The organism is Nocardia sp. NPDC056100, assembly GCF_042266325.1.
Taxonomy (GTDB): domain Bacteria; phylum Actinomycetota; class Actinomycetes; order Mycobacteriales; family Mycobacteriaceae; genus Nocardia.
The window spans coordinates 1,827,101-1,849,590 of record NZ_JBHJVY010000001.1; the positions used below are offsets into that span (position 1 = coordinate 1,827,101).

Annotated in this window: 26 protein-coding genes; 8 read left to right on the top strand and 18 right to left on the bottom strand. The window is 66.6% G+C overall.

From position 1 onward, the window contains the following. Nucleotides 1–86: 86 nt before the first annotated feature. Together ACFC0O_RS08455 and ACFC0O_RS08460 are read right to left on the bottom strand one after the other, a co-directional pair. Nucleotides 87–1,148, bottom strand: a complete 1,062-nt coding sequence (locus ACFC0O_RS08455; protein WP_375954939.1) for a fused (3R)-hydroxyacyl-ACP dehydratase subunits HadA/HadB — start codon at nucleotides 1,146–1,148, stop codon at nucleotides 87–89. A 133-nt stretch (nucleotides 1,149–1,281) separates the two neighbouring features. Then, nucleotides 1,282–2,082, bottom strand: a complete 801-nt coding sequence (locus tag ACFC0O_RS08460; RefSeq protein ID WP_375954941.1) for an alpha/beta fold hydrolase — start codon at nucleotides 2,080–2,082, stop codon at nucleotides 1,282–1,284. Nucleotides 2,083–2,286: 204 nt separating this feature from the next. On the opposite strand from ACFC0O_RS08460, the gene ACFC0O_RS08465 reads away from it, so the two are divergent. From ACFC0O_RS08465 to ACFC0O_RS08490, 6 genes are all read left to right on the top strand, one after another. Next, complete coding sequence (locus ACFC0O_RS08465) at nucleotides 2,287–2,817, top strand: phenolic acid decarboxylase (RefSeq protein WP_375954943.1); 531 nt, start codon at nucleotides 2,287–2,289, stop codon at nucleotides 2,815–2,817. A 32-nt stretch (nucleotides 2,818–2,849) separates the two neighbouring features. Then, entirely contained in the window at nucleotides 2,850–3,353 is a 504-nt protein-coding gene (locus ACFC0O_RS08470; RefSeq protein ID WP_375954945.1) for a MarR family winged helix-turn-helix transcriptional regulator, read from the top strand. Further along, nucleotides 3,350–4,162, top strand: coding sequence for an ABC transporter ATP-binding protein (locus ACFC0O_RS08475; RefSeq protein ID WP_375954947.1), 813 nt, complete (start codon nucleotides 3,350–3,352; stop codon nucleotides 4,160–4,162). Before ACFC0O_RS08470 ends, ACFC0O_RS08475 begins: the two co-directional genes overlap by 4 nt. Further along, nucleotides 4,122–4,970, top strand: coding sequence for an ABC transporter permease (locus ACFC0O_RS08480; protein ID WP_375954950.1), 849 nt, complete (start codon nucleotides 4,122–4,124; stop codon nucleotides 4,968–4,970). Before ACFC0O_RS08475 ends, ACFC0O_RS08480 begins: the two co-directional genes overlap by 41 nt. A gap of 104 nt (nucleotides 4,971–5,074) precedes the next feature. Next, nucleotides 5,075–5,230 carry a DUF6131 family protein gene (locus ACFC0O_RS08485; RefSeq protein WP_364630134.1) on the top strand — a complete coding sequence of 52 codons (156 nt, stop codon included), beginning with the start codon at nucleotides 5,075–5,077 and terminating at the stop codon, nucleotides 5,228–5,230. Nucleotides 5,231–5,443: 213 nt separating this feature from the next. Further along, nucleotides 5,444–5,803, top strand: a complete 360-nt coding sequence (locus ACFC0O_RS08490; protein ID WP_364630131.1) for an STAS domain-containing protein — start codon at nucleotides 5,444–5,446, stop codon at nucleotides 5,801–5,803. A 22-nt stretch (nucleotides 5,804–5,825) separates the two neighbouring features. Here the strand turns inward: ACFC0O_RS08490 and ACFC0O_RS08495 are convergent, their stop codons facing one another. From ACFC0O_RS08495 to ACFC0O_RS08570, 16 genes are all read right to left on the bottom strand, one after another. Beyond that, nucleotides 5,826–6,767: an anti-sigma factor RsbA family regulatory protein gene (locus ACFC0O_RS08495; RefSeq protein ID WP_375954954.1), complete on the bottom strand. Its 942-nt coding sequence runs from the start codon at nucleotides 6,765–6,767 to the stop codon at nucleotides 5,826–5,828. 8 nt (nucleotides 6,768–6,775) lie between these two features. Then, complete coding sequence (locus tag ACFC0O_RS08500; RefSeq protein ID WP_364630125.1) at nucleotides 6,776–7,222, bottom strand: anti-sigma factor; 447 nt, start codon at nucleotides 7,220–7,222, stop codon at nucleotides 6,776–6,778. 45 nt (nucleotides 7,223–7,267) lie between these two features. Further along, nucleotides 7,268–7,711, bottom strand: a complete 444-nt coding sequence (locus tag ACFC0O_RS08505; RefSeq protein WP_364630122.1) for a response regulator — start codon at nucleotides 7,709–7,711, stop codon at nucleotides 7,268–7,270. Then, nucleotides 7,708–9,324 carry a CHASE3 domain-containing protein gene (locus ACFC0O_RS08510; protein ID WP_375954957.1) on the bottom strand — a complete coding sequence of 539 codons (1,617 nt, stop codon included), beginning with the start codon at nucleotides 9,322–9,324 and terminating at the stop codon, nucleotides 7,708–7,710. Before ACFC0O_RS08510 ends, ACFC0O_RS08505 begins: the two co-directional genes overlap by 4 nt. Next, nucleotides 9,321–10,508: a PP2C family protein-serine/threonine phosphatase gene (locus tag ACFC0O_RS08515; protein ID WP_375954959.1), complete on the bottom strand. Its 1,188-nt coding sequence runs from the start codon at nucleotides 10,506–10,508 to the stop codon at nucleotides 9,321–9,323. The genes ACFC0O_RS08510 and ACFC0O_RS08515 overlap by 4 nt, the downstream gene beginning before the upstream one ends. A gap of 102 nt (nucleotides 10,509–10,610) precedes the next feature. Beyond that, complete coding sequence (locus ACFC0O_RS08520; RefSeq protein ID WP_375954961.1) at nucleotides 10,611–11,150, bottom strand: TerD family protein; 540 nt, start codon at nucleotides 11,148–11,150, stop codon at nucleotides 10,611–10,613. 77 nt (nucleotides 11,151–11,227) lie between these two features. Next, the gene (locus ACFC0O_RS08525; protein WP_375954963.1) at nucleotides 11,228–12,268 is read right to left on the bottom strand and encodes an AraC family transcriptional regulator; all 1,041 of its coding nucleotides are present in this window, start codon (nucleotides 12,266–12,268) and stop codon (nucleotides 11,228–11,230) included. A gap of 102 nt (nucleotides 12,269–12,370) precedes the next feature. After that, complete coding sequence (locus ACFC0O_RS08530) at nucleotides 12,371–13,297, bottom strand: lysophospholipid acyltransferase family protein (RefSeq protein ID WP_375954965.1); 927 nt, start codon at nucleotides 13,295–13,297, stop codon at nucleotides 12,371–12,373. A 6-nt stretch (nucleotides 13,298–13,303) separates the two neighbouring features. Further along, nucleotides 13,304–14,149 (bottom strand): GNAT family N-acetyltransferase, encoded by an 846-nt coding sequence (locus ACFC0O_RS08535; protein ID WP_375954967.1) that lies wholly within the window; start codon nucleotides 14,147–14,149, stop codon nucleotides 13,304–13,306. A gap of 211 nt (nucleotides 14,150–14,360) precedes the next feature. Continuing rightward, a complete protein-coding gene (locus tag ACFC0O_RS08540) occupies nucleotides 14,361–15,428 on the bottom strand; it encodes an S-adenosylmethionine:tRNA ribosyltransferase-isomerase (RefSeq protein WP_375954969.1) in 1,068 nt (355 codons plus the stop codon). Next, complete coding sequence (locus tag ACFC0O_RS08545) at nucleotides 15,425–16,111, bottom strand: SDR family NAD(P)-dependent oxidoreductase (RefSeq protein WP_375954971.1); 687 nt, start codon at nucleotides 16,109–16,111, stop codon at nucleotides 15,425–15,427. Before ACFC0O_RS08545 ends, ACFC0O_RS08540 begins: the two co-directional genes overlap by 4 nt. A gap of 43 nt (nucleotides 16,112–16,154) precedes the next feature. After that, nucleotides 16,155–16,910 (bottom strand): ABC transporter permease, encoded by a 756-nt coding sequence (locus ACFC0O_RS08550; RefSeq protein ID WP_375954973.1) that lies wholly within the window; start codon nucleotides 16,908–16,910, stop codon nucleotides 16,155–16,157. Beyond that, a complete protein-coding gene (locus ACFC0O_RS08555; RefSeq protein WP_375954975.1) occupies nucleotides 16,907–17,926 on the bottom strand; it encodes an ATP-binding cassette domain-containing protein in 1,020 nt (339 codons plus the stop codon). The genes ACFC0O_RS08550 and ACFC0O_RS08555 overlap by 4 nt, the downstream gene beginning before the upstream one ends. A 55-nt stretch (nucleotides 17,927–17,981) precedes the next feature. Continuing rightward, entirely contained in the window at nucleotides 17,982–18,599 is a 618-nt protein-coding gene (locus ACFC0O_RS08560) for a PadR family transcriptional regulator (RefSeq protein WP_375954976.1), read from the bottom strand. 9 nt (nucleotides 18,600–18,608) lie between these two features. Then, complete coding sequence (locus ACFC0O_RS08565) at nucleotides 18,609–19,637, bottom strand: hypothetical protein (protein WP_375954978.1); 1,029 nt, start codon at nucleotides 19,635–19,637, stop codon at nucleotides 18,609–18,611. A gap of 112 nt (nucleotides 19,638–19,749) precedes the next feature. After that, nucleotides 19,750–21,042 carry an NAD(P)/FAD-dependent oxidoreductase gene (locus tag ACFC0O_RS08570; RefSeq protein ID WP_364630079.1) on the bottom strand — a complete coding sequence of 431 codons (1,293 nt, stop codon included), beginning with the start codon at nucleotides 21,040–21,042 and terminating at the stop codon, nucleotides 19,750–19,752. 113 nt (nucleotides 21,043–21,155) lie between these two features. Here ACFC0O_RS08570 and ACFC0O_RS08575 point away from each other — a divergent pair, with 113 nt between their 5' ends. Further along, a complete protein-coding gene (locus ACFC0O_RS08575) occupies nucleotides 21,156–22,013 on the top strand; it encodes a LysR family transcriptional regulator (protein ID WP_364630076.1) in 858 nt (285 codons plus the stop codon). A 64-nt stretch (nucleotides 22,014–22,077) separates the two neighbouring features. Further along, the gene (locus ACFC0O_RS08580; RefSeq protein ID WP_375954980.1) at nucleotides 22,078–22,488 is read left to right on the top strand and encodes a DUF1707 domain-containing protein; all 411 of its coding nucleotides are present in this window, start codon (nucleotides 22,078–22,080) and stop codon (nucleotides 22,486–22,488) included. The last annotated feature ends 2 nt before the right edge of the window (nucleotides 22,489–22,490 follow it).

Below are 22,490 nucleotides of genomic sequence, written 5' to 3' on the forward strand. Positions count from 1 at the left end.
GGGGCGGGGGGGTCGTTGGTTTACACCACCGTGGGTGTGGTGCGCGCCCCCCCCGCCCGGGGGGGGGGGGGCGGCCGCGATTCCGCTCACGCCCGATGATCGGCGAGTTGCACGGTCGCGGTGGCGCGGCCGAAGATCTTGCGCCCGGCGTGGATGGCGGTGAGGGCGATGACGGCCTGATTGGTGCCGGGGTCGAATTGTTTTACGCGGCCTTGGAATTCGATGGTGCTGGGGCCCTGGGCGGTGACCGGGACGGGGCTGGTCATGCGGACGCTGTAGTGGCGCAGCGCGGTCGGGTCGCCCAGCCATTCGGTGACGAATCCCGCCGCCAGGGCCATGGTCAGCATGCCGTGGGCCACGGTGCCGTCCAGGCCGACCAGGCGGGCGGCGCCGCCGTGCCAGTGGATCGGGTTGGTGTCACCGGCGACACCGGCGTAGTTGACCAGGTCGCCGAGGGTGAGATCGACGATGCGGTCCGGTAGTCGATCGCCCTCCGAGACCGTATGCGCGGCACGAGTGTGGATGCTCGGCGATGCGGGGGCACTCGATGCGTCGGGGAGGTCGGGGGCCGGGGTCACCGCCCGGATTCGAGTGGTCGGCTGGCGCATGATCTTCGACAGTGATTCCACGATTCCGGCATTCGCCTCCGACGGCGCGGAGCGGGCGACCAGACCGGTGCGCGCGTTGAGCACGATCTGTTCGTGCTGATTCGTGACGATGTTCTCGACCACGAGCAGATCACCACCGAACGCCTGACGGAACGAATGCAGGGAGACATTGCTGGTGAGACGGTCACCGACGACGATCGGCCGCAGATACTCGAAGGTCTGATCGGTCTGCATCGTCGAACTGAGGTCGTAGCCGGTGAGAATCTCGCCGAGCGCGTCCTGCACCGCGCCGACCAGCAGCGCGCCGAAGGTCGGCGAGGCCACCAGTCCGGGGTGGCCGAACTCGGCCGCCACGCTGTCCACGCGGTGCACCGGATGCGCATCCTGTACGGCGCGCGCGTACTCGCGCACCTTCTCGCGCCCCACCTCGTAATGGTCGGCGACGCGATAGCGGCGGCCGACGACCGACAGCGCGTGGGCAACCGGATCCGGAACCGCGGTGATGAGAATTTCCTCATCCGGGACTGCGACGACCTCCACGTAACCCTTCTCCTTCGCTCGAAGTTTCGCTCGCGCAGTAGTCGGAGCTGACGACCATTAAGGATTGCTGCGAATATGCCAGCGCACGGCGAACGACACGCGAGGTCGCGCGGGGTGGAGAGAAGCATGCGAGTTAGAGCGCGTCGAGGAATTCGCGGATCAGCGGGTCGGTGAGGTGCGGGTGGGTCCAGGTGATGGTGTGGGTGATGCGCTCGGCGTCGATGGTTTCGACGCGGGTCGATCCGCCCAACTGCCCGGCCAGTTTCCGCATCCGAGCCTCGGTGTGGACGACATCGCCCGCTCCGTGCAGGAGCAGGGCCGGGGCGGTGATGTCGGCGATATCGTTCTCGATCCCTTCGCGTTCGAGCAGCGCGATGATGGCCTGTTCGAGCCGTTTACGGTCCGAGCGCTCCCATATATCCAGCCAGTAGCGCTGTTGTTCGGTGTCGCCGCCGATCATCTGCGCCGCGATGAGGCGGGCGATCGGCTCCAGCGGTTCGGTGCCAAGCACCCACTGCTTGAGCAGGATCGATTTGTACCCGGCGTATTCCTCGGGGTTGTAGGCGTCGGCGCGGGTGCCGATCAGCAGCAGGCCGCGCACGCGGGCGGGTGCGAGCCGGGCAGCCTGGAGCGCGACGATGCCGCCGTGGAACAGGCCGCCGAGCACGACCGCACCGAGTCCGAGTGCGTCGGCGACGGCCCAGCAGTCCTGCGCCAGCCGCGTGTAGTCGAAGGGTGTTCCCGGATCGCGGGTTTCGCCGTGCCCGCGGGTGTCGATGGTTATCACCCGGTAATCGGGTGCGAGGGATGCCATTTGCGGTCGCCACTGGGTGGCGTCGAGCAGGATGTCGTGCACCAGGATGACCGCCGGACCATCGCCGCCGGTGTCCAGGTAGTGCACATCGGCTCCGTCACCGGTGGTCACGAACGGCATAGCGCTTCCCTCCCAAGGACTTTCGGGCGCGTCGAGCACACGCGTGCGACGCCCGCTCGACGATAACAGGAACACGTTCTAATCGCCGGGCGGTGCGCCGACCCGGGCTCGACCGGGAAAACCCCAGGCCGCGGGACTTTCGCGGTTACGCTGGCCAGCGGAACTCGATACTCGCAGGGAAGCCTTCCGAGCAAGGAGCTACCGATGAGCGCAGGTACGTCCATCCCGTCGAGCTCGCCCGCCACCGGGGATCTCTCCGGTCTCATCGGCAGTCATCTCATCTACGCCTACGACAACGGCTGGAAATACGAGCTGTACGTGCGCAATGCGGAGACGGTGGAATTCCGCTGCCTGATCGGGCCCATGTTCGGCCGCTGGTCGAAGGATCAACCGGCCAAGATGGTGCGGCTGGGCGCGGATCTGTACAAGCTCGCCTGGGTGGAGCCGACCGGCACCACCACCATCGTCATCCTGTGGCTCGACGAGCGGCGCGTGCACACCACGATCACCTATCCGCAGTGGATGCTCGATTACCCCGAGAGCACGCTCGGGCTCTACCAGGACAACGCGGACGCGATCGTCGCCGACCGCGAGCGCGGGCCCACCTACCCCCTGACCCTGGTGTCCTCCACCGGGCAGGTCACCTTCCTGGAGCGGCGCGTGCCCGATGACGACACGGTCATCGACCGGCCGCCGAACAAGCTCCCGCTGGGGTACGACTCACGTACGAACTGAAATACCTCTGAAACAGAGGTATTATTGCGGGCATGGCCGACCCGCGCCCCGAGGCGACGCTCCCCGATGACGCCGATGCCGAGCTGTTCACCCTGCTGTTCAGCTCCATGGGGCGGTTGCGCCGTCAGGTCGGCCGCCTGGCCGGGCGCACCTTCGACGAGCCCGCGCTCTCCGGTACCCAATCGGAGTTCCTGCGCCTGGTCGGCCGCAGACCCGGCATCTCGGTGAAAGAGGCAGCGGCCGAACTCGGTTCGGCCGCCAACAGCGTCTCCACCCTGGTCACCGAATTGGTGAAAACCGGTCTGCTGGTGCGCGAACCCGATCCGCAGGACCGGCGCACCATGCGCCTGTCTCTCACCCCCGAATCCCAGCGCATCGCCGATGCGACGCGGCAGCAGCGAATCACGGTGGTGGCGCGCGCCTTCGAACAACTCACCGCGACGGAGCGGGATGAATTGCACGCCGGACTCCGGGCCATGACCCGGCTGACCGATGTGCTGCACGACTACGAGCAGAACCGAGGCGAAAGCAGATGACAGACTCCCCGCCCGCCGTCGAATGCGCGGGCCTGACCCACCGCTACGGCAGCCATACCGTCGTCGACGACCTGACCATCAGCATCGCGCGCGGTGAGGTGTTCGGCCTGCTCGGCCCCAATGGGGCGGGCAAATCGACCACCATCAAACTGCTCACCACGCTGACCCCCATCCAATCCGGCACGGTGCGGATCTTCGGACTCGATGTGCGCACCCGGGCCGCCGACGTCCGCTACAACCTCGGCTATGTGCCGCAGCAGCTTTCGATCGAGGCCGGGCTGACCGGACGGCAGAACGTGGACTGGTTCGCCCGCCTCTACGATCTGCCCCGCAAGGATCGCGCCCGCCGGGTGGGCGAAGCGCTCGAGGCGATGGATCTGACCGAGGTGGCCGACCGGCTGGCGGGCGGTTACTCCGGCGGCATGATCCGCCGCCTGGAATTGGCGCAGGCACTGGTGAACCGGCCCGCGCTGCTGGTGCTGGACGAACCCACCGTCGGCCTGGATCCCATTGCGCGCGACAGTGTCTGGGAACGCGTCGCCGAACTGCGCGCCGAATACGGCACCACCGTGCTGCTCACCACCCACTACATGGCCGAGGCCGACGCACTGTGCGATCGAGTCGCCCTGCTGCACAAGGGAATTCTGCGCGCCACCGGATCACCGGCGGAGCTGAAGGCGGCCGTCGCACCCGAGGCCACCCTGGAAGACGTGTTCCGGCATTACGCGGGCGAACAGCTCGAAGACACCACCGAAGGAGCCATGCGCAATGTCCGAAGCACTCGCCGCTCGGCCGCCCGTATGGGCTGATCAGCCCCCGTTCACCCCGATCCTGGCGCCGCGCGGCTGGCGGCGCGTCCCCCGGCTGGCGTCCCGGATCGGCACCTTCGCCCTGGTGGAGGTGCGCAAGCTGCGCCATGACCAGACCGAAATCCTCACCCGCGCAATCCAGCCCGTGCTGTGGATGGTCATCTTCGGCACCACCTTCGCGCGCCTGCACACCCTGCCCACCGGTTCGGTGCCCTATCTGGATTTCCTGGCGCCCGGCATCATCGCGCAGTCGGCGCTGTTCATCGCGATCTTCTACGGCATCCAGATCATCTGGGATCGCGATGCGGGCATTCTCACCAAACTGCTGGTGACCCCCACCCCGCGCGCGGCGCTGATCACCGGAAAGTGTTTCGCCGCGGGCATTCGCGCGGTCGCGCAGATCGTGGTGATCGTCATCGTCGCCCTGCTCATGGGCGTCGGGCTGACCGATAATCCGCTGCGCATTCTGGCGACGGTGCCCGCGGTATTCCTGGGCACCGCGTTCTTCGCCTGCCTGTCCATGACCATCGCCGGGCTGGTGCAGGCGCGGGATCGGCTGATGGGTATCGGCCAGGCGATCACCATGCCGCTGTTCTTCGCCTCCAACGCGCTGTATCCGACCGATCTGATGCCGGGCTGGCTGCAGGCGGTGAGCAAGGTGAATCCGCTCAGCTATGAGGTGGACGCGCTGCGCGGTCTGCTCATCGGCACCCCGGCGAATCTGTGGCTGGATTTCGGCGTGCTGATCGGCGCCGCCGCGCTCAGTGTCGCGACCGCCGCGGCGCTGCTGGGGCGGCTGGTGCGATGAGGGCGGACCGCCGAATGGCTTGTCCCGGGCGATGATCACGTGTTTGACGCGCGGTGGGCCGGGAAAAGCGTGGGTGTCATATTCACCCGTTCAAAGGTTTTCTCATGATAGTCCTGGGAATCATCGTCCTGCTCGCCGGAATTCTGCTCGGCATTCCGATTCTGACCACCATCGGCGTGGTGCTGCTCGTGGTCGGCGCGGTGCTGATGCTGCTCGGTGCGGTCGGACGGCCGATCGGCGGGCGCAGTCACTACTTCTGATCAGCCCGGATACCGCGTTCCCACGCCCCCGCGCGGCCCGCGTCCGGGTGACCGTTCGCCCCGATATCATGGTGTGCGCGAAATCGGTTGCGTACCTTTGCTGGAGATCCCGTCGCACGGGTACTGTTACCGCGTCGGCGGGACCAGCCCGGTCGTGCGACGCCCAATGTGTTTCGGAGGTGGCGACGTGACGGTGCGACAGGGGAACGATCGGTGAGCAGTGAAACCCGTGAACTGACGGTGCAGACCAGATCCGCCGGAGCAGCCGTGGTACTGGCCGCCGCCGGTGAGGTCGATATGGTGTCGGCGCCGAAGTTGTCGGCCGGGGTGAGCGAGGCGCTGGCCACCGGTGCCGAGTTGATCGTGCTGGATCTGTCCGAGGTCGGTTTCTTCGGTTCGGCCGGGCTCAGTGTGCTGGTGCAGGCGCTGGAATCCGCCGGTGATCGCACGGTGCGCGTGGTCGGTTCGTTCCCGGTGCGGCGCCCCATCGAACTGACCGGGATGGACGAGCTGCTCGATGTCTACGAGACGTTGGAAGCGGCTCTGGCGGTCGAGGATTCATCGCGCGAATAGCCGAGAACGGGGCCCGCATCCCTCACTGGGCGAAATGCATTTGCAGCGTGGTGCCGAGCGGGGTCGTATGCATGCGGACCAGATCGCACAGCTGATTCACCAGGAGCAGGCCACGGCCGCCGCGGTGAAAACCGGGAACGGGTAGTCGCCCGGCCAGTGGATCGGCGATATATCCCCGATCGCGGACCTGGCAGATGATCTGCCGCCCCGCCGACCACAGCGCGAAGATGCCGCGCCCGCCGCCGTGTACCACCGAGTTCGTCGTCGCCTCCGCCACGGCCAGTTCCAGATCGGTGCCGCGCTCACTGCTCATTCCGGCGTCGCGGGCGAATTCGGTGGCGGCGTACCGAATATCCGCCAGGGACGCCTCGTCGAAGTCGAGTACGCCGGCGGCGGCGGGCGGTTCGGGCAGCGCCTGGTTGTAGGCCGCCACGACGCGATCGGGATCGTAACTCGGGCTGATGCTCTCGACGCCGGTGTCGATGCTGGTGGGATGGCTCATGAGCGCGTCGTCCAGCACCCCCGGATCGAGTCGCGCGATATCGTACGGGCACAGCATCGTCGCCGCGCGCCCGGCGAACGCGGTATTGATCAGCGCCTCGTGCTGGGCGCAGGCCGGATATTCCAGGGCCGAGCGCCCGGCCCAGATCGGTTCGCCGATGATCCGCACCCGCGAGTCCGGATGGCGATCGGTGAAGGCGCGCAATACCCCGGGAATGATGCGGCCGGGATTGCGGCCCGCCACCGACATATCGAGCAGTCGCACCGCCCCGGCGTCCGCGCCGAGCGCATCGCGCAGCAGGTCCAGATTCTCCGCGGGCACCGCGACCGCGACGGGTTCGGCGTTCGCCAGCCCGGCACGGATGAATTCCATTGTGCCCGACAGGTACTCATGACTGTCGCGATAGAAGAACGCGGGATGTAGGAAGGGGTCCGACGGGGCGTCGCCGGTGTCACTGCTCATGAATCCGCCTAGGTGTGCGGTCGGCCGGGCCCTCGCGCGTGCTGGCGAAGTCGCCGGAATTCGATGACGAGGGGGTACCCGCGCTGCGGGATGGCATACGGCCCCTGATCGATATCGAGCGAATCGGTCAGGGTGCGCACGATATGCCAGCCGAGCCCGCGGCCGTCCGCGTCGATCATCGCGGCGGTGACCGCCGCGATGCGGGCGGACAGTCCGTGCTCGTCATAGGTCAGGTCACAGTCGAGGGCGGAACCGGGCACCGCCGCGCCGATCACCACGGTCGCGATCTCGTCCAGGGCGAGCCGGATATCACTGACCTCGTCGATGCCGAAATCGGCGATATAGGTGACGGTTTCGGCGAGCGCGCGCAGCATGACCAGCTGATCCGGTGTGGCGGACACCCGGAGTCCGACCGTAGTCGGGGCCGAACACGATTGCGGGGAACCACTATTCATGTCACCCTCCGTTCTGGAATGCTACGCGATCGCCTGGATCGGAATTCACGACCGTCCGGGCAATCGAACAACCTGGACGAAGAAGTCGTCGATTTGTTTGATAGCCAGCACGAATTGATCCAGATCCACCGGTTTGGTGACATACGCGTTGGCGTGCAGCTGATAGCTGCCCAGAATGTCCTCTTCGGCGGCGGAGGTGGTGAGCACGACAACCGGGATGTGCGAAAGCTCGGGATCCTCCTTGATGCGCCCGAGCACCTCGCGGCCGTCGTATTTCGGCAGGTTGAGATCGAGCAGAATCAGATCGGGGCGCGGGGCCCCCTCGAACGCGCCGCGCTGATAGAGGAAGTCCAGCGCCTCCGCGCCATCCCGCGCCACGTGCAGGGTATTGCCGATCTTATTGTGCTCGAACGCTTCCCGGGTGATGAGTTCATCACCCGGATCATCCTCGACGAGCAGGATGTCGATGGGCCGGGCCAGCTGCGTCACGCGCGAAACTCCTTCTCGGGGGCTGCGGATTCCTCGGATCGCGGCGAAGCGTCGAAGAGCGTGAAGTAGAAACGCGTTCCGCCGGTGTAGTCCGGATCGATCCAGATCCGGCCGCCATGGAACTCCACGATCTTCTTACACAGCGCCAATCCTATTCCGGTTCCGCTGTATTCGTCCCTGCTGTGTAACCGTTGGAAGATCACGAAAACCTTATCGGCGAATTCGGGTGCGATGCCGATACCGTTGTCCGCCACCGAGAATCGCCATCCCGGCTGCTCACCCGGCTCGGGTTCGCAGCCGACCCGCACGATCGGCGGCACACCGGGGCGCTGGAACTTGATCGCGTTCCCGATCAGGTTCTGCCACAGCATGATCAGCAGCGTCGGATCGCCCGTGATCTCGGGCAGCTTATCCGGGCGATCCAGGTGCATGCCGGTGTCCTCTGCCGAGGCCAGGTTGGCCACTGCTCGATCGAGTGCCCGATCCAGTCCGGTTCTAACCGAATCGCCGTCCACCCGGCCCACCCGGGAGAAGGTCAGCAGATCCTGGATGAGCACCTGCATGCGCTTGGCGCCGTCCACCGCGAACTCGATGTACTGCTTCGCACGATCGTCGAGTTGATCGCCGTACCGCTTCTCCAGCAGCTGACAGAACGAGGCCACCTTGCGCAGCGGCTCCTGCAGATCGTGCGAGGCGACGTAGGCGAACTGCTCCAGTTCGGCATTGGAGCGGCGCAATTCCATCGCCTGCGCGTCCAGATCGGCGGCCAGTTCGGCCAGTGTGGCCTCCTGGACCCGGCTGGATTCGAGTTCGGCGACGATCCGGCGGCGCATACCCTCGACCGCCTCGCCGACCGCCGCGAGATCGGCGGGTCCGGAAATGGCTATGCGGTGGCCGAAATCGCCGTCCGCGACTCGTTCGGTCGCCACTCGCAGGGCGTGCAGCGGACGGGCGATCAGACGGCGCACCAGCATCATGAGCGCGAGGCCGGTCAGCAGGAAGGCCGTGACCATGCCGACCAGTGCGGCATTGCGCACCGTGCGCTGCCGCATCAGATCCTGGTTGCCCTGTGTGGCGGCCGCGGCCAGGTGCGTGCTCTGGGTCGCGAAACGCGCTCGCACGTCATCGAACGCGGTTTTGCCGCGTGCGGCGGCGACGCTGTCCAGTGGGCGCGGCAGGCCCGGGACCACGGCCGCACGCGTCGGCTCGGCGAAATCCCGGCGCCAGATGTCCGCGGCTCGTTCCACCGCGTCGAGATCGTCCAGCTGCTCGGGCCGGTCGTACAGGAGTTCGCGCAGCCGTGCCACCGACCGCGCCTCGTCCTGCCTGCCATCGGTGTAGGGCGCCAGGAATTGCGGATCGGCGGCGATGGTGTAGCCGCGAATCCCGGTCTCCTGGTTGGCGAGTGCGGCCTGCAGGCGGTACGCCTCGGTGGCGGCGGGCTGGATCTGGGTGAGCAGGCGGTCCGAGACGGCCGTGGTGCGTCCGATGGCGATCCCGGCCACCCCGGAACCGGCCACCGCGACGATCACCATCAGCGCGAGCACCAGCTGGAACCAGGACTGCACGGTCATATGCGCGGTGCGGTTCAGCACCCGATCGGTTTTGTTCATCGGCTGTCCGCAGTCCAGCGCAGGTACATCGCCGCCACATCGTCGGCCAGACCGCCGCGCTGTTCGGCCAGCGCCTCGGCGCGGGCGATGAGCTCGTCCAGGAAATCGTCCGGGCGTTCGGCGGTCACCGTGCGCGCCAGCGCGAGCAGCCCCTGTTCGCCCAGGCGCTCGTCCCCCGGGCCGGTATGCCCTTCGAACAGTCCGTCGGTGAACAGCACCAGGCCGGCGCCGGGCGGCACCGAATGCTCGTGGATCGGCCAATCCGCTTGTCCCGGAAAGAATCCGAGCGCCGGTCCGCCCGGCACCTCCAGCCAGGACACGCTCGCGCCGGTGCGCACCAGCATGCCGGGATGACCGGCCCGCATCACCCGGATCGTATGGCTGCCGGGCAGCAGGGTCAGGGTGGTCAGGGTGGCGAAGGTATGCGGTCCGGTGCGTTCGGCGCGTAACAGCTCATCGAGCAGCTGGAACTGCCTGGCCCCGGTGATACCGCTGAAAACCAATGTGCGCCAGGCCAATCGCAGCGCCACCCCGGTGGCGGCCTCATCGGGCCCGTGCCCGGAGACATCACCGATGAGCACGTGCACCGCGCCGTCGGACTGCTGCACCACGTCATAGAAGTCACCGCCGAGCAGCGAATGCGCGCGGCCGGGCCGATATCTGGACACCACATCGACGATCGGATCGCCGCGGAACAGCGGGGTGGGCAGCAGGCCGCGTTCCAGGCGGGCGTTCTCCAGCGCCCGCATCTGCCCGGCCCGCAGCGCCACCGCCGAACGCTCGGCCTGTTTACGCTGAATCGCGTATCGCACTGCGCGACCGAACAATTCGGCCTCGACCCGGCCCTTGACCAGATAGTCCTGCGCACCGGCGGCCACCGCGGCCGAACCGTTGCTCTCCTGGTCGAGCCCGGTCAGCACCACCACCGGAACGTCGTCGTTGACCGCCCTGATGCGCGCGAGCGATTCGAGCCCATCGGAATCGGGCAGGTGCAGGTCGAGCAGGACGCAGTCCGGCGCCGCCACGGCCAATCGCTCACAGGCGACGGCGAGGCTGCGTACCCAGTCCAGTCGCACCTCCAGCGCGACCTCGGCGACCAGTTCCTCGACCAGCATCGCGTCGGCTTTATCGTCTTCGACCAGCAGCACCGTGAGTTCCCGGTGCCGCGTGTGCCCGCTGGACATCGATCGCATCCTCCTTCGGACGCTCACCATGTCACACCCGGGGCCGCGCCGGAAGTTGGTGCACGGTGTTCGCGCGTCGCTCGGTGACTGGTGTCGTCGCATTCACGGCATGGGCGCGAGATACGCGGCCGCGTGCGGAACGGCTTCGGCCACATGGACCGCGGGAATTCCGGCTCCGATGGCGTCGAAGGCCCAGAATTCCGGTGTGCGAAAGAGATTGCCCATCACCAGGGCGGTATAGGAGCCGCCGGTGAGTACGCACCGGGTGATCTCGTTCGAATTGTCGGCGTCGAGCAGGCGGCAGTACGCGTTGTCGATATCCTCGAAACTCTGACCGGTGTAGGAGGTCACGACCACGATGATGGACGTCACCTCCGGTGCGAGCTGAGCCAGATTGAACGAGATGATCTCGTTGTCGCCCCGGCCTTCGCCGGTCTGGTTGTCCCCGGTATGCCGGACCGAACCATCGCGTGAGAGCAATTGCTCGTGATAAACCACATCCAATAACGCGTCACCACCGAACAGCAACGCCGCGATATTCAGGTCGATCCTGTTCGCGACGGTGCGCTCGGCGTCCCAACCCAACGCCACCGCAACGCATTCGAGCGCGGAACCGTCCGGGTGCTGAAGAAAAATTGCCACCGGGTATCACCTTTCGTCCACCCGGCTATTCCCGGTCCGACCCGGACGAAACGACTCGGGCACCCGCGGCGGCGCGGTCAGCGGTGCATGCGCAGCGGTGTCAACAGGCGATTCTCGCGGGCGTACTGGCCCGGGGTTTGACCGCGCCAGCTGCGGAAGGCGGTGCCGAAGGCGGAGACGCTGGCGTAGCCGAGGCGGTCGGCGACGCTCTCCACGGTGAGGCCGGTGCTGAGCAATTCCTCGGCGAGCAGGCCGATGGTCTCGGAGCTGAGTTCACGAAAAGTGGTGCCCTCGGCGGCGAGTCGGCGGCGCAGCGTGCGCACGCTGATATTGAGATCGGCGGCGATATCGGATTGTTCGGCCAGGCCGTGCCGGTGGATGAGCAACTCCCGGACCTGTTCGCTGACCCCGAAACGATTGCGGCGGCGCTGCACGATCTCGGCGCACTGCTCCTCGTAGAGTTTCATACTGGCCGGATTCGCCTGCGGCAGCGGCAGTTCCAGCGCCGCGGCGGGCACCGTGAGCGCCGAGCGGGCGGCGTCGAACACCATCTCCGAGACGCCGAGCAGGGTGGAGACCGCCTCGTACATCGGATGCATGGGCAGGGCCAGTTCCAGGCGCACGGCGGGCAGCCGCAGCGGCAGCAGATCCTGCTGGGTGATGCCGATGGCGACCATATCCCGCTCCAGGGTGAAGCGCCGCAATTCGGACGGCACCGCACTGTCGTCGCGAATGATCTCCACCTGTGCGCCTTTGGCTTCCAGCCGGATCTCACCCGCCGCGAAGGACAGGTCCAGATAGCGCAGGCCGAGTTCGAGCGCCTGCCGCAGCGTCGCACTGGTGCTGAGTGCGAAACCCCAGATCCCCAAACTGGTCGGATGACACAGCATGCCCGCCAGCAAACCCAGACCGGGTTCGTCGTCGGTGCCCGCCACGATATTTCGCATGAGCGCGAACTCCTGCTCACAGGTGATCATGACGTCCGGATCGGCGATATCATCCGGCGTAATACCCGTTCCGGACAGCACATTCCGCAGCGCCAGCCCGCGCTGGGCAGCGAATTCGACCAGCAGAGCGGCATTGTGGATGGCGCGAAGACGCCCGGGCGCTTCAGACATGTCGCCATCTTCGCAAACATCCGGCTCGCAGCTACCCGAAATCTGCGCGCACGGCACGCGGTGACAGAGTTCGCGTGCCGTGCGGTCTGTGCGAACCGCCCGTCAGACCCGGACCGGGAGTTTCGGATGCCGGTGTTCGGGGGCCTGCACGGTCAATTCGGTACGGTCCGAACCGGGTTCGTCGCGGCCGACGATATCGGCGAAGGCACGATCCACCGCGTCACCGCGAATGGCCTGCTCGCACCGATTCGCCAGTTCACGGCGATCGGTTCCGGGCTGTTCCAGGGGTTGCAGCACCAACTCGGCCACCACACCGCGCGAGCGCAGTACGCGGCGGAACGAATCGGCCATGGTGTCGACGCCCACGAAACCCGGGACGGTGCAGACCTCCCCGTGCCGATCCAGATAGCGCAGTCGAATCGGCTGCACCGGGGTATCGGTGTCGATGGCGGCCTGGAAGAGCGCGGGCCGCAGGCGGCCGTGCGCGCGACCGCACCAGGTGGTGCCCTCCGGGAAGATGCCGATGCGCTCACCCGCGGCGAGCCGATCGCCGATGCGCCGCACCACCCCGGGCAGTTCGCGCAGGCGTTCGCGCTCGATGGGGATGACGCGCACCTTGCGGGCGATATCGCCCAGCACCGGCCACTCGATCATGTCGGCGCGGGCAACGAAGGCGGTGGGCTGCACCGCCGACAGCGCGATGATATCGGTCCAGCCGATATGACCGGCCACCACCAGCGTGCCCCGCGGTGCGGGCACACCGCCGCGCTTGTCCACGACGCGGACCTGAATCCCGCAGCAGGACAACAGGGTCCGGGCATAGCGCGTTTGCAGCCGGGCCCGGTAGCGGCGCGGCGTCGCCAGATAGGCGATCGGGAAGGAGACGGCGACCGCGCCGATGCCCGCGATACGGGCCGCGAAACGGAATCGGCCTGCCTCAGGGGCGGTTTCGACGCATTCGGGTCCGCACGGGCTGGACGGCATCCAGGCGTGCGCGGTCGGGGCGGCGGGCGGGCATTCGGGCATCATGGGTCATCACCGCTCGAGAGTGGCCACCGCGCCCTGCAGGCGCTCGAGGTAGCGGGTGTTGATGGTGTCCAGGCCCAACAGGGCGACGAAATCGGCGACGGCGAACTCGGGATCGTGTGCGGGCTCACCGCAGATCTCCGCGCCCAGGCGCAGGTAACCGCTCAGCAGCGGCGGCATCTTCGGGCGGGCCGGGGCTTCCAGCTCGTCCAGGGTGCGACCGTCCACCACGACCGGGTTGTACGGGCGCACATGCCGATCAGCCTGCAGCGCATGCTTTTTCAGCAGCAGATCACGCACGCCGCGCACATTCACACCGGGCGCGTCGGCCGGGGTGGCCTGCATCGGCACCGAAACACAGCCCATGATCCAGTCGTAACCGGTGAGCTGGATGTAGTGCAGGATGCCCGCCCACATCAGGGTCAGCACCGAACCGTTGCGGTGATCGGGCACCACGCAGGCGCGGCCCATCTCCACGATCCGGTTACCGGTGGGATCCAGTGCGGCCAAATCGAATTCGGTCGCGGTGTAGTAGCCGCCGGCGGCGGTCACCTTATCCGGGGGCAGCATGCGGTAGCAGCCGACGAACTGTTCGGTGAGCTCATCGCGCACCAGCAGGTGATCGCAATGCTCATCGAAACGGTCGGCGTCCAGGCCGGTGCCATTGTCGGGAATGCTGAAGCCCGGTTCGGCGGCGAACACCTGATACCGCAGGCGCTGCGCCGCTTCCCGATGCTCGGCATCGGAGGCGACAACCAGGGAGTACTGGGAGCGGCCGGTGGTGCGGGGCGGCTCCGGAGCAACATATGACTCGCGTGGGAGCAGGCTGGAAGTCGACGCTGCCTTGGTGGTCATACGGTTGATCAAGCCAGTCCCAGACTGCGCCGGAGCGACCGCCGGATGGCGTCTCGATGCCAGTCCGGTGAACGCGACGCAGACCACACCGCGCGTTCATCCGACCGCCACGAAACGTTCCCTACCAGGACTAATGCTCGTATCCCGAGTGGGTACGACCCCCGTCCGAGCCCTCGAATCGAGTGCCCCGCAAGCGCCGGAGATGGCGACTCTACGCCTCGTCCGCGGGGCCGTCCGCGCCGGGTCGGTCCGCGAACAGCAGCGCGGTATCGCCGAATTCGTGCCACAGATATCCGGTGTCCAGCGCGATGCGATAGGCGTGCCGCACCACCTCCGGTCCGGCGACCGCGTCCAGCAGATGCAGATGTGACGCCCCGGGTGCGTGCCAGCCGGTGATCAGGCCGTCCACGACGCGTGCGGGATGGTGACAGCCCAGCACCAGCTCGGTCCAGCCCGATGCCGCGTGCACCAGACCGTCTGCCCCGACGGCGGATTCGAGGGCGCGGGTGACCGTGGTGCCCACCGCCACCACCCGGCCGCCCATGGCGTGCGTGAGGTTCACCAGTTCGGCGGTCAGGTCGGGTACCGCGAAACGTTCCGGGTTCGGCGGTTCACCGGTCTCGGGCGAGGAGACGCCGGTGTGCAGGGTGATCGCCGCCAGGCCGATACCGCGGGCCACCAATTCGGTGATCAGCGCATCGGTGAACGGCCTGCCCGCACTCGGCATTTCGGCGCTGCCGGGTTCGCGGCCGAAAACGGTGCGGTAGTAGTCGGCGGACCAGCGTTCGGTGACATAGGAATACGTGATCGGCCTGCCGTACCGGATCAGCAGGGCGGGCACATCGGTGTCGATATCGGCGATCCACAGGCGGTCCGCGCCCGGGAACCACGGGCGGCGCAGCACCGCCCGGTGACCACCCGGAATGCCCACGCGCGCACCGGCTTCCGGCGATGTTCCGGCCCACGGTGTACCGCACGGGTCACGCAGTTCCACCACCCAGCCGCCGTCGTCCAGCCGGGTCGAGAAGTGCAGCACGACCGCGTCTTCGCCGTATCGAGCCGCGACGGCGGCGTTGACCATGGCCGAATTGTTCACCACCACAAGATCTCCCGGGCGCAGGAAATCCGGCAGCTCCCGGAAGCGGGCGTGCGTCACCGCGCCGCCGTCGCTGACCAGCAGGCGCACCTCATCGCGCGCGAGCCCGCGCGCCTCGGGCGGACTGGTCGCGGACAGCTCGTCCGGGAGGGTGAATTCCACCGCTTCCAGCTCGACCGTCATGACGACACCGGGAGTTCGGAGGCCACATAGCGGCCGCTCGCGGGGCGGGTGCCGAGCAGGTGCAGCAGGGCGGGCACCACGGTTTCCGGCTCCGGGCGATCGGAGATGTCCTCGCCGGGGAAGGCCGCCTGATGCATGGCCGTGCGCATATCGCCCGGGTCGAAGCTGTAGATCCGGAGCTCGGGCTGCTCCGCGCCCAGCACCGCCGTGAGCTGATCCAGCGCCGCCTTGGACGACCCGTAACCACCCCAGCCCGGATACGCGCCGACTGCGGCGTCGGAGCTGATGTTCACCGCCACGCCATCGGCGGCGCGCAGTAGCGGCAGGGTCAGTTGCAGCACCGCCAGGGGCGCAACGACATTGGTGTCCAGGATCGCGCTCAGGTCGGTGAGCTCGATCCGGTCCAGGGTCGGCAGCGGGCTCGGGCCGAGCGCGCTCGCGTTATTGAGCACCAGATCCAGCGGATCGGATCCCAAAGCCGCGGCCAGCTGTTCGCGGTGACCGGGATCCGCGATATCCCCGGCCACCGCCCGCGCTCCGGTCGCGGCGGCGACCTTCTCCAGCTCCGCCGCCCCGCGCGCGGTAATGATCAATTGCCACCCTTGTTCGGCGAGTGCGAGCGCGACCGCGCGCCCGAATCCCGCCGACGCCCCGGTGATCAGGGCTCTCTTCTGCTTGGTCATGATCCCATCGTGAAACCTGAACCTAAGTTCAGGTCAAGGTCTTTCACGCGTTCTCGCGGGCGAAGCTGCGCGCTCCGATCACCATAAGCAGCAGGGCAACGGCCACCGTGACAATGGTGCCGACGTAGACGTCGGCGGAACCGAAGTCGCCACGGAACAGGGCGCGGGCGGCATCGACGGTGTGCGAGAACGGATTCGCCTTCGCGATATTCTGCAACCAGGTCGGGCCGACATTCATCGGCAGCAGAATCCCGGACAGCAGCATGATCGGCACCGAGACCGAATTCAGCACCGAGGCCAGGGTCGATTCCTCCCTGGCCCACAAGCCCAGGGCGTACGACGCCGAGGCGAGTCCGGCCGCCATGACCGAGATCAGCAGCACCGACAGCACCAGGCCGAGCGGATCCGGGCGCAGACCGAAGGCCGCCATTGCCACACCGACCAGCACCAGCGCCTGCACGATGAGCACCGCCATATCCTTGAGCACCCGGCCCACCAGCAGCGCACCGCGCGGGGCGGGGGTGACCCGCTGGCGTTCGACCACACCGGCGCGCAATTCACCGACGATGCCGAAACCGGCGAACATGGCCCCGAACAGGCCGATCTGAATGACCAGGGCGGGCGTGAGCAGTTTCCAGGGGTCCGCGCCGAACGATCCGGCCACACCCTTCAACAGCGGGCCGAACAGCACCAGGTACAGGATCGGCTGGGTCAATCCGATGATGACCCACACCGGATTTCGCAGATTCGACCGGAGCTGGGACCAGAACACCAGACCGGTATCGCGCAGGAATGTCATGAGTGGTTTCCTTCCCGGAGCGAACGGCCGGTGAGGGTGAGGAAGACGTCGTCGAGGCTGGGGCGTTTGACCGTGAGCGCACCGGGCGTGATGCCCCGATCGCCCAGCGCGCGCAGCAGCGGCACCACCGCGGCATCGCCCTGATCCACCGTGAGATGCACCAGCACCGTTCCGGCATGGCCGTTCTCATGCCCATCGGTGCGCAACCGGCTGCGCACGGCAACCGCGGCTTCGGCGATCTCCATGGCGAGATCGGCACTGTCACTGTCGATTTCGAGGCTGATCACGTCGCCGGAGATGCGCCGCTTGAGCTCCTCGGGCGTGCCCTGCGCGACGATCTCACCGTGATCCATGACCAGCACCCGATCGCACAGGGCGTCGGCCTCCTCGAGGTAGTGCGTGGTCAGCACGACGGTGGTGCCCTCATCGCGCAGTCGCCGAATGTGGTCCCACAGATTCGCGCGCGATTGCGGATCCAGGCCGGTGGTCGGCTCGTCCAGGTAGATCAGGAATGGGCGGTGCACCATGCCCAGGGCGATATCCACCCGCCGCCGCTGCCCGCCGGAGAGCTGACCGCATTTGCGGCGGCCGAGCCCGTCGAACTCCAGGGCTTTGGCCAATTCCGCCGTATTGGTCATCGCCTCGGCCCTGGATAGTCCGAAAAGCCTTGCCTGCAGCATCAATTCATCGTCGACCAGTTCATAGTCCGAGGTCGAACCGCCCTGCGGGACGTAGCCGATGCGGGAGCGCACGGTGCGCGCGGCGGTCCGCAGATCCGCCCTGGCCACGGTGGCCTCCCCCGCCGTGGCCGCCAGCAGGGTCGAGATCATCCGCAGCGTGGTGGTCTTGCCCGCGCCGTTGGGCCCGAGCAGCCCGATGATCTCGCCGTCGTACACATCGAAGTCGATCCCGGAAACCGCTTGCACGGCACCGGTTTTGGTTTTGAAGGTGCGAGCCAGACCGCGAACCCGGATGGCCGGTTCGGTGCCGTGGCGTCGCTCGAGTGTCGTTTCCACACCCCAACGGTAGAAACGATATTTTGAATAGTCAAGCTTGACTATTAAATCTTGACTAACTGATCGTCGGCACCGACCAGGAACCGCCCTTACCGTCGGTCCACACATCCAGCTCACCGCGCTCGATGCGGCCCAGCGTGCGCCGCGACCACTCCAGATCCGCCCGGGTGTGATCGGCGGACAGCCGGATGGCATCGGCCACGTGATAGGGCTCGGCCTCCTCGGGCTTACCGCTGCCCGCCAGAATCCGCTCCTCCTCCCGCTCCAGAAACACCAGTGCCGCTTCGAATTTCAGGATCCGGCTGCGCAGCGCCGCGATGACGTCATCCTTCGGCGCGTGCGGGAACAGCGCCACCGTCGCGAAATACGGATGCTTGACCTGATCGGCCTCGAACAGCGCATCGCGCAGCATCTCCGCGAACTGCTTCTCCCCCTCCGGCGTCAGCCGATAGGTGGTCCGCTCCGGCCGCGCCCCCTCCTGGCCCACCTCCCCCACCGAGATGAGCCCATCCCGGGCCAGCGTATTCAACGCCCCGTACACCGACCCGGGCTTCACATTCGCCCAGTCATCCGCATGCCAGGACAACAATTCCCGGCGCACGTCATACCCGTGCACCGGTCCCAGGAGTCGAACCACCGCCAACACCAGCAAACGCGTTGTAGGAACAGCCATATCCGCAGGTTAGCGCGCCCGATGATGCCTGCGGGCGGGAGCCTGGTCAGCGGGATCCAGCACACTGACCGGCATACCGTCCCGCACCACGAACAGCAGCGGGGTGATCACGGCATGGCCGTGGGAATCGTCGGCATAGGTGCGCTCGACCAAGCGCAGCATCTGCTGCGTCGACTCCATCGTGTCCAGGGTGCTGTGCGGGAAGGCGTAGAGCACGGTGCGTCGGGGCACCGAGACGATCATCTCCCCGGTTCCCAATAGTCGATGCGCCTCGCGCATGGCGGCCGGATCGAACAGCTTCTCTGCGGCGAAGTCGTACCCGGAGAAGTGGGCGATGCGCAGCCACTGCAACTCGGTGAACTGCCACTTGTAGTGCAGCGCGGCAAGATTGGCCATGGCCCGAGCCGGCAACCGCTCATCATCGGCCTCCGGATGACCATCAAGGATCGCCTGATACGAATCGGGCCGATCGTGTGCGTAGGAGACGACGATGCGCTGCTGCTCCGACCCGAAGGTGAAGTGCGGCGCATGCGCGGCATCAGGCCAGCTGCCCGGCTTCAGCAACGGATACACATCGGCGAGCGGATCCGCGACCGCAGACGAAGTCGCCTGCCGCGCATCGACGGTCCGGGTCTCCGCCGTCAATTCCACTGGCAGCCATAACCTCTGGACTTCACGCTGCACCGCTACCACGAGCGTGGCCAGTTGCTCATAGTCGGAAACCAACGCGGTGCATGGCAATCCGCGACGCCAGTTGTATGGAGCATCGGGATCGGGCTCGTCCCAGCCCTGTGCGGTCAGCCACGCCCCCACGGCCGCCGCCTCCCGCTCACCGACGTCGACCACGACCTCGCAGTAGAGCTCATCGCTTCCCCGCACGAATTGCGCCGACAACTCACGCGCGGTGAGGAACAGGTGGGTTTGCGCCGGAAGGTTGAACAACGTCCGACCCAACGCCGCCGAAAACGATTTCCACAGCTGAGTTTCCGGCGTGCCGGGCGCCAACTGCTCTCGCTCCCAGAAAGTTCCGTTCCCCATTCGAATCTCCTCCCCATCGAATAACCGCAGCTTACCGAGGGGCACCGACAGGTTTCGGGCACAAAGGAGCCGCCCGGTGGGGACTACCGGGCGGCTCGGGACGGGGGCTGGGTCAGGCCGCGCGAGGCGGTTCCAGAGCCTTTGCCTCCGTGGTCTTTTCGACCTCGGCGAAACCGGGGCGGCCGGTGCCGATGAAGGCGACCAGCCAGGAGAACACCGCGGCGAAGCGGTTGCGGAAGCCGACCAGGTAGAACAGGTGGACGGCGAGCCAGGTGAACCAGGCCAGGGTGCCGGTGAACTTGATCTTGTCGTTCAGCTTGGTGACGGCGCTGAAGCGGCTGATGACCGCCATGCTGCCCTTGTCCCAGTAGTTGAATTCGGTGGCCGCCTGCTTCTTGCCGCGAATGATGTCCGCGACGTGGCGGCCCTCCTGCATCGCCACCGGCGACTGGCCCGGATAGCCCTTGAGCGAGGTCATATCGCCGATGGCGTAGATATCGGCGTGACCGCCGACGGTGCAGTCCGGATTGATGAGCAGCCTTCCGGCACGGTCGGTTTCGCAGCCGGTGGCCTCGGCCAGCAGTTCGGCGAAACCGCCCACCTGCACGCCCGCCGACCACACCACGGTCTCCGCGGCGATACCGCGCTCCACCCCGTCCTTGCTCTTGACGGTGACCTTGCCCTCGTCGATATCGGTGACGAAGGTATCGGTCAGCACCTCGACGCCGCTCTTGGTGAGCGAGCCCTTCGCGTACTCCGAGAGTCCGCCTCCGAACGGGGGAAGCACCACGCCCGCGCCTTCGACCAGGACCACCGAATCATCGGTGTCGTAGTACCGCTTGGCGAGTTCCTTGAGCTGGCCCGCGACCTCGACACCGGTCGCGCCCGCGCCCACCACCACGAAGCTGAGCAGGCGGCGGCGCGTCTCGGGATCGGCGGTCTTGGCCTCGGTGAAGACGCGATCGATCTGCGCGCGCAGCGCCTTCGCATCGTCGATGGTCTTGAGCGAGTAGGTCTTGTCCGCGAAATCGTCACGGCCGAAATAGGACTGGCTGGCGCCGGTGGCCGCGATGAGCGAGCCGTAGCGGATCTGCTTCGGGCCCTCGGCGGTCTCGTAGGTCAGGATCGCGTTCTCGGCGTCGATGGCGGTCACCTTGCCGACGCGGGTCTGACCGTTGCGGTGATGATCGAGGATGTTCTTGATGGGCGGGGCGATCTCATCGGAGCCCAGCACACCCGTAGCGACCTGGTAGAGCAGCGGCTGGAAGAGGTGTTCGGGGGTACTCGAAATAAGGACGTAGGGAACCTTCGACTTATTGAGCTGTTTGGCGGCGGCAAGCCCACCGAAGCCCGAACCAACAATGACGACCTCTACGGTCTCTACACCCGCACCCGCGAACGACATGACAGCCTCCTTCTCTCATGAGTAACCGCGATTCGGAACGTGAATGTTCCAGGGGTCAGGGCGCATAATCAATATGACTCTTATCTAGATTGATCATGAATTGGAGAAGTGCCGTGGAGCTGCGACAGCTGGCCTACTTCGTGGCCGTATGCGAGGAGCTCAGCTTCAGCCGCGCGGCCACCCGCTGTTTCATTTCGCAATCAGCGATCAGCCATCAGATCGCGCGACTGGAACGCGATCTTGGCGTACCCCTCTTCGAAAGGTCGACAAGATCGGTCGTACCCACCGACGCGACCACTCGGCTACTTCCCCTTGCGAAGCAAATGTTGAGCCTGGAATCCGCCATTCGCGCAGCTGTACGGGCCTCCGGCCCACGAATTCGCCTCGCCGCCAATATGAGCTTCGCAACAAGATCGCTCTCCGCCATCGCCGGAGCGCGGGAAGCGCATCCGGGTGCGGAAATCGAATTCGTCATCAAACCGTTCCGCCAGCGCATTCAGGCGGTCGCGGACGGCGACTGTGATCTTGCTCTCATCCGGGGCAGCGTGGATCAGCCCGGACTGACCGTCGAGAAGCTCTGGGTGGAAGACCTCGTCATCGCCACCTCCACCGCGCACCCCCTGGCCGGGCGCACGGATGTGACGCTCGCCATGCTCGGTGCGTATCCGCTATTACTACCCGGGGAACACGATCAGGTGCTGCTGCACAATGTGGTGCGCTCGGCCTTCGCCGATCTGCCCACCGGTCCCGCGTACGGGCCGCCCATTCCGCCGGACCACACCGCCACCATGGAACTCATCAATCGGCCGGACGCCTGGACCATCCTGTACGCGGACTCGCACACCGAGGGCATCGCGACGCTGCGGCTCACCGGACATCCACTGCGAATTCCGGTATCGGCGGTGGTGCGCAGCGATATTCGCCCCTCCCCCATCCTGACCACCTTGCTGGCCGCCCTGCACTGCGCGTGAATTTTCCTACTCCCCTGCACAATCGGGGCAGCGAACGGCCGCGTGCCGCCCTACGCTGAGGATCGTGAGCCAGGAGAACATGCGGGCCTCCGATGCCGACCGCGAACAGATAGTCACCAAACTGCGGTCGGCCATGGATGACGGCCGGATCAATCTGCACGAATTCGACGAGCGTGTGCAGCAGGTCTACGCGGCCAAGACCTACGGCGAACTGACGCCGGTGCTGTCCGACCTTCCCGCACAGCGCAATTCCAAATCCGGACCCGCCAGCGCCAAGGATCCGGGCGTCTTCCCGACCTGGGTCAAGATCATGTGGACGCCCTGGGTCTTCGTGAGCATCCTGGTCACGCTGATCTGGCTGGCCACCGGTATGGGCTACTTCTGGCCGTTCTGGGTGGCGGTGCCGTGGGGTCTGGCGCTGTTCATTCCGACCACCGTCGGCTATCTGGTCAACAAGGATCAGCACAACCGCTGACG

What these genes read in the sequence shown, in the direction of transcription:
- ACFC0O_RS08460 (WP_375954941.1), bottom strand. Translation starts at nt 2,082, where the DNA reads ATGCCGTTCGTGACCACCGGTGACGGAGCCGATGTGCACTACCTGGAC.
- ACFC0O_RS08465 (WP_375954943.1), top strand. Translation starts at nt 2,287, where the DNA reads ATGAGCGCAGGTACGTCCATCCCGTCGAGCTCGCCCGCCACCGGGGAT.
- ACFC0O_RS08470 (WP_375954945.1), top strand. Translation starts at nt 2,850, where the DNA reads ATGGCCGACCCGCGCCCCGAGGCGACGCTCCCCGATGACGCCGATGCC.
- ACFC0O_RS08475 (WP_375954947.1), top strand. Translation starts at nt 3,350, where the DNA reads ATGACAGACTCCCCGCCCGCCGTCGAATGCGCGGGCCTGACCCACCGC.
- ACFC0O_RS08480 (WP_375954950.1), top strand. Translation starts at nt 4,122, where the DNA reads ATGTCCGAAGCACTCGCCGCTCGGCCGCCCGTATGGGCTGATCAGCCC.
- ACFC0O_RS08485 (WP_364630134.1), top strand. Translation starts at nt 5,075, where the DNA reads ATGATAGTCCTGGGAATCATCGTCCTGCTCGCCGGAATTCTGCTCGGC.
- ACFC0O_RS08495 (WP_375954954.1), bottom strand. Translation starts at nt 6,767, where the DNA reads ATGAGCAGTGACACCGGCGACGCCCCGTCGGACCCCTTCCTACATCCC.
- ACFC0O_RS08500 (WP_364630125.1), bottom strand. Translation starts at nt 7,222, where the DNA reads ATGAATAGTGGTTCCCCGCAATCGTGTTCGGCCCCGACTACGGTCGGA.
- ACFC0O_RS08510 (WP_375954957.1), bottom strand. Translation starts at nt 9,324, where the DNA reads ATGAACAAAACCGATCGGGTGCTGAACCGCACCGCGCATATGACCGTG.
- ACFC0O_RS08515 (WP_375954959.1), bottom strand. Translation starts at nt 10,508, where the DNA reads ATGTCCAGCGGGCACACGCGGCACCGGGAACTCACGGTGCTGCTGGTC.
- ACFC0O_RS08525 (WP_375954963.1), bottom strand. Translation starts at nt 12,268, where the DNA reads ATGTCTGAAGCGCCCGGGCGTCTTCGCGCCATCCACAATGCCGCTCTG.
- ACFC0O_RS08530 (WP_375954965.1), bottom strand. Translation starts at nt 13,297, where the DNA reads ATGATGCCCGAATGCCCGCCCGCCGCCCCGACCGCGCACGCCTGGATG.
- ACFC0O_RS08535 (WP_375954967.1), bottom strand. Translation starts at nt 14,149, where the DNA reads ATGACCACCAAGGCAGCGTCGACTTCCAGCCTGCTCCCACGCGAGTCA.
- ACFC0O_RS08540 (WP_375954969.1), bottom strand. Translation starts at nt 15,428, where the DNA reads ATGACGGTCGAGCTGGAAGCGGTGGAATTCACCCTCCCGGACGAGCTG.
- ACFC0O_RS08545 (WP_375954971.1), bottom strand. Translation starts at nt 16,111, where the DNA reads ATGACCAAGCAGAAGAGAGCCCTGATCACCGGGGCGTCGGCGGGATTC.
- ACFC0O_RS08550 (WP_375954973.1), bottom strand. Translation starts at nt 16,910, where the DNA reads ATGACATTCCTGCGCGATACCGGTCTGGTGTTCTGGTCCCAGCTCCGG.
- ACFC0O_RS08560 (WP_375954976.1), bottom strand. Translation starts at nt 18,599, where the DNA reads ATGGCTGTTCCTACAACGCGTTTGCTGGTGTTGGCGGTGGTTCGACTC.
- ACFC0O_RS08565 (WP_375954978.1), bottom strand. Translation starts at nt 19,637, where the DNA reads ATGGGGAACGGAACTTTCTGGGAGCGAGAGCAGTTGGCGCCCGGCACG.
- ACFC0O_RS08570 (WP_364630079.1), bottom strand. Translation starts at nt 21,042, where the DNA reads ATGTCGTTCGCGGGTGCGGGTGTAGAGACCGTAGAGGTCGTCATTGTT.